The sequence below is a fragment of the Mycobacterium sp. TH-M106 genome (assembly GCF_057473765.1).
In genome coordinates this window covers 1-4,140 of sequence record NZ_JBYCLE010000588.1, presented here as the reverse complement: position 1 = coordinate 4,140, position 4,140 = coordinate 1, and the positions used below count along the sequence as shown (strand labels likewise).

General features: G+C 67.6%; 7 protein-coding genes. 1 reads left to right on the top strand and 6 read right to left on the bottom strand.

The features are described 5' to 3' along the window. On the top strand, positions 1–254 hold a 254-nt coding region (locus tag AC2VOP_RS19960; RefSeq protein ID WP_486962580.1), incomplete at its 5' end, for a hypothetical protein. Positions 255–295: 41 nt separating this feature from the next. Here the strand turns inward: AC2VOP_RS19960 and gcvH are convergent. The 6 genes from gcvH to AC2VOP_RS19930 form a co-directional block, all read right to left on the bottom strand. Then, entirely contained in the window at positions 296–709 is a 414-nt protein-coding gene (gcvH, locus tag AC2VOP_RS19955; protein ID WP_486962579.1) for a glycine cleavage system protein GcvH, read from the bottom strand. A gap of 32 nt (positions 710–741) precedes the next feature. Next, positions 742–1,443, bottom strand: a complete 702-nt coding sequence (locus AC2VOP_RS19950; RefSeq protein WP_486962581.1) for a DUF881 domain-containing protein — start codon at positions 1,441–1,443, stop codon at positions 742–744. Positions 1,444–1,499: 56 nt separating this feature from the next. Then, positions 1,500–1,832 (bottom strand): small basic family protein, encoded by a 333-nt coding sequence (locus AC2VOP_RS19945; RefSeq protein ID WP_486962578.1) that lies wholly within the window; start codon positions 1,830–1,832, stop codon positions 1,500–1,502. A gap of 21 nt (positions 1,833–1,853) precedes the next feature. Beyond that, a complete protein-coding gene (locus AC2VOP_RS19940; protein WP_486962577.1) occupies positions 1,854–2,789 on the bottom strand; it encodes a DUF881 domain-containing protein in 936 nt (311 codons plus the stop codon). Next, on the bottom strand, positions 2,782–3,393 hold the full coding sequence (locus tag AC2VOP_RS19935) for a CDP-alcohol phosphatidyltransferase family protein (RefSeq protein ID WP_486962576.1): 612 nt from the start codon (positions 3,391–3,393) through the stop codon (positions 2,782–2,784). Before AC2VOP_RS19935 ends, AC2VOP_RS19940 begins: the two co-directional genes overlap by 8 nt. Before the next feature lie 9 nt (positions 3,394–3,402). After that, the coding region (locus AC2VOP_RS19930; RefSeq protein WP_486962575.1) for a preprotein translocase subunit SecA at positions 3,403–4,140 on the bottom strand (738 nt) is incomplete at its 5' end.

Here is a 4,140-nt window from a genome sequence, read left to right as displayed (position 1 = left end):
CCACGGAAGCATCGTCAGTGGTTTGGTCGTTGTCCTTCTCCGGCACCCGCTGCTCCTCACTGGCCGCTGTGGCGTTATCTGATCTGTCTGATCTGGTCCGTGCCCGCTGGACGCACGTGGCGCCAGCGTTACCGTCGATGAGTCGACCGTACCGTGCAGCGGCCCGTAATGCGCCCCGCACGCAGGATCGCACGTTCGACCACCCGGCGCCGAACCGGCACTCCAGCGATTCGCATTCCCGCGTCCCGGCCTGATGCCGGACTGACGCCGGCCCCATTCCGGCCTCGAGTCGAGCTCATTCCGGCAGCGTGCTCCGGTAGGCGTCGGCGTTGAGCAACGCCGCGAGGTCCTGCTCCAAGGCCTCGATCTGTGCCTCCTCGGCCTGCAGATCGAGCAGCCAGCCAGCGCCGTAGGGGTCGGAGTTCACCAGCTGCGGGCTGGTCTCCAGGTCGCCGTTGACGGCAACCACTTTCGCCGAGACTGGCGCGTAGAGATCCGACACCGACTTGGTCGACTCCACCTCGCCGAAGGGCTCCCCCGCGCTCGCCGGTGTACCCACCTCGGGCAGCTGGACGAAGACCACATCCCCGAGTGCCGACTGCGCGAAGTCGGTGATCCCCACTCGCACGCAGCCTGGGCCGGTGCGACGGACCCATTCATGTTCGGCGGTGTAGTACAGGTCGGTTGGGACATCACTGGAAGGGCTCACTGGGCTCACCGGGTCCTGTTCTTTGTGGGCGATCACTTGACGGGCTGAGCGTATTGGTGCGGTTTCGGTTGCTGCAAGACGGTCACGTCCACCCGATCGGCCTGCTGCACCGTCATGACGCCGCCGAGTCGTGTGACACTGTCGACCGCGCCGCCCGGAATGTTCATCGCCGCCGCCAGGGTGGGTGGATCGCCGATCGCCACCACTGAGTACGGCGGGGTGAGGACCTTCCCGTCGAATTCCAGAGCCCCGGGTGCGCCGGCCACCCAGGTGCCCACCCCGACTCGCACCCCCTGCTGCGTGTCACGGATCTCCATCGCCTCGGCACCGGCCGCGCGCAGCTCGTTGATCACATCCAGCATCGCCTCAGGCACCACCCCATGCCCGGGGTCGTCGATGGTCACCGATACTCCGGGTCCGAACGCGCCGACGGTGCCGGTCATGATGGCCAGGGCGGCCAGCCTCGCCTGCGCGTTTTTGATGGCTGCCTGGTCGCTGCTGCCCGACTCCTGCAACACACTCAGCGTCCGCTGTAGCTCGGCGACCTCGGTGTTCAACCTGGCCTCACGTTGACGCAGCGAATCCAGCAGCACCAGCAGGTCGGCGGGGCGCGCCGTTTCCAGCGCATCGCCGGAATCGTTCTGGCGCACCTGGGTAACGATGGCTGCACCCAGCAGCAAGCAGAGCAGGATCGCCAGTACGCCGAACACCCGCCGGGTGGTGTCGCCGCTCATGCGCCGCTTCTCCCCATCGCTGCGCTGTGCATCGTCGTCGGTGCACCCCATGCCGGTCAGGCTCCGAACAATCGGCGCCGCAGTGCGGCGGCGTTTCCGAAGATGCGGATTCCCAGCACCACGATGATTGCGGTGGAAAGCTGCGTCCCGACGCCAAGCTGGTCGCCGACGTAGACGATCAACGCGGCGACCAGGACGTTGAACACGAACGCCACCACGAATACCTTCGGATCGAAGATGCGCTCCAGGTAGGCGCGCAGCCCGCCGAATACCGAATCCAACGCGGCCACCACCGCGATGGGCAGATATGGCTGGACCGCCTCCGGCACGCTGGGGTGGAAGATCACGCCCAGCACAATGCCCACGACCAACGCAGCGACGCCGATCATCTGCCGCCGGCTCCGGTCATGTCACTGGGCTCCGATCTGTTCGGCGAACTTGACATCCCGGACTGCGCCTGCCGGCAGCGCCAAGCCGTCACCGGTGCCGACGCTGACGCCAACCCCGTAGGACACCTCCAGCAGACGTAACCGATACAACCCCGGGCTGCGGTCGAAAGCTTCCTGAAGTTCGTGCGGCGGGCCGATCGCGAGGATCGTATAGGGGCTGCTGACCGGGGTATTGTCGACCAGGATCGCTCCGCCGGCCTGGCGAATGGTCACGTTGGGCCCGATCCGAACGCCGTCGATCGATATCGCTTCGGCGCCGCCGGACCACAGCGAATTGACGACGAGCTGCAGGTCGCGGTCCAGAATGATCTGCCGACTGCCGGACACCCGCTGCTTGGAGACATCCGAGAGGTTTCGCCCGATCCCGGGGTCGGTCACCGTGACGGTCAGCCCCGGACCGACGACACCGGTGCTGGCGGCCGCCAGACTGAGCGCATCGAACCCGGCCAGCAGCCGCCGCCCCTCGGCGTCGTCGTTGAGCCGACGCCGCTGCAGCTCGTCGACCTGCGCGACCAGCGCGTCACGGTGGTCGACCAGCCGGTCGGTGGCGGCCTCGACCGACCGCAGGCTGCCCGCCAGTACCTGCTGGGCGGCGCGCACCCCGGGTGCCAACGAACGGGCCTGCCCGACGGCGACGGTGAACATCGCGGCGACCAGCAACGCGGCCACGGCTTGCCACGCCCATGCCGCACCCCGGGCCGGGCCGCCGGCACCAGAGCGCTCCCGTTGCGCGGCGGCCGCAGCGTAACCCGGGTCCAAATGCTCGGTCAGCAGATAGCGCAGCAGCGAGGGAACCGGGATGAACCTCGGCCGTCCGGCCGGGTGGTCGCGGCGACCGGCGCCGGGCTGGTAGCCGCCCAGCGCATAGCCCGGGAAGGGCCGGTCCGGTTCAGCCACGATGGCCACCGCTGTCGCTGCAAAGCTTGGGAATCCGCCGGACGACCATGATCACCTGCACCACATACAACACGAACGCCCACAGGTAGATCGCCAAGCCCCAGATCGCAAACGCCCACCCGCAGGCCAGCGCCACCCGGCTCCACATGGCGTCCCACTGCCCCAGCAGGATCAGCGGGAAGCCCGACATCAGCGCGAACGTACCGGCTTTGCCGATGTAGGTCACCGGCAACGCGGTCAGTCCCCGGCTGCGCAGCACCGGCAGCGTGGCGGCCAGCAGCGCGTCACGGGCCAGCAGTACGACGACGACCCACCACGGCACCAGACCGCGCAACCCGAATGCGATCGGGACAGCCACCATGTAGAGCCGGTCGATCGCGGGATCCAGCAGGGCGCCCAATTTCGATGACTGCCCCATCAGCCGGGCGGCCTTGCCATCGGCCCAGTCGGATGCGCCGCCGAGCATCAGCACGACCGCCGCCCAGGCGTCGGCCCGGCTCACCAGCAGCAGATCGAGGAACACGCCGATCAGCACCAGGCGGATGCCGCTGAGCACGTTGGGCACCGTCAACACCCGGTCGTGGCTGACTACGGGACCCGTCATGGCCGACCCCTATCGGAAGATCCCGGGCAGGCTCAGCGCGTCCATCGTGTCGTCGGTCAGCGGGTTGTCGCGAACCATGTAGGTCCACGTCGACGTCGGCCGCGCCAGCTTGGACAAGTCGATACCGGGTTCGGCTTCGATGGCGTCTGAGGTTTCGAAGGTCTGCTGCGCTGCCTCGATCGCGTCGGCCGCCAGCGATGCGAAGGCATCCAGCGCCATCCGGTGAAACTCGTCGAGCGGATTCAGCCGGCCCAGCGCGCGCAGGTGGATGCTCTCCCGGATATCGGCCAAAAACGCCAGGTGATCGGCCCAGCCGCGATCGAGGTGGTACAGCATGATCAGCCGGCAGATCTTCTCCAGCTTCACTTGCGCATCCGAACCGTCCGAGCCCAGCTGATCGACCAGTTTCCGGTAGCGCTCCGGTGCCAGCTCGGCGAGTTCGTCGCGCGCGGCAGCAGTGGACAGCAGCGTGTTGCGCCGTTCGACGATGATGGCGCGCTGCTGGGCGATCAGCTGGTTGTAGCGCCAGGTGTTGGCGTGGATGTCGAGCAGCTTGCCCTCGGCGACACGCTGGGCGTGGTCGAGCAGTCCGGCCGCCTTTCCGCTGATGATCCGGCCCTCGTCGTCGATTTCCATCGGACGTTTGTTTTCTTCGAGGTTGGTGGCGATGACCTCGTCCTCCCAGCTGGAGAAGAACACCGACGACCCCGGGTCGCCCTGGCGACCGGCGCGGCCGCGCAGCTGGTT

Bases quoted from the DNA above. Each gene is read 5' to 3' on its own strand.
- AC2VOP_RS19945 (WP_486962578.1), bottom strand. From the start codon at position 1,832: ATGATCGGCGTCGCTGCGTTGGTCGTGGGCATTGTGCTGGGCGTGATC.
- AC2VOP_RS19950 (WP_486962581.1), bottom strand. From the start codon at position 1,443: ATGAGCGGCGACACCACCCGGCGGGTGTTCGGCGTACTGGCGATCCTG.
- AC2VOP_RS19935 (WP_486962576.1), bottom strand. From the start codon at position 3,393: ATGACGGGTCCCGTAGTCAGCCACGACCGGGTGTTGACGGTGCCCAAC.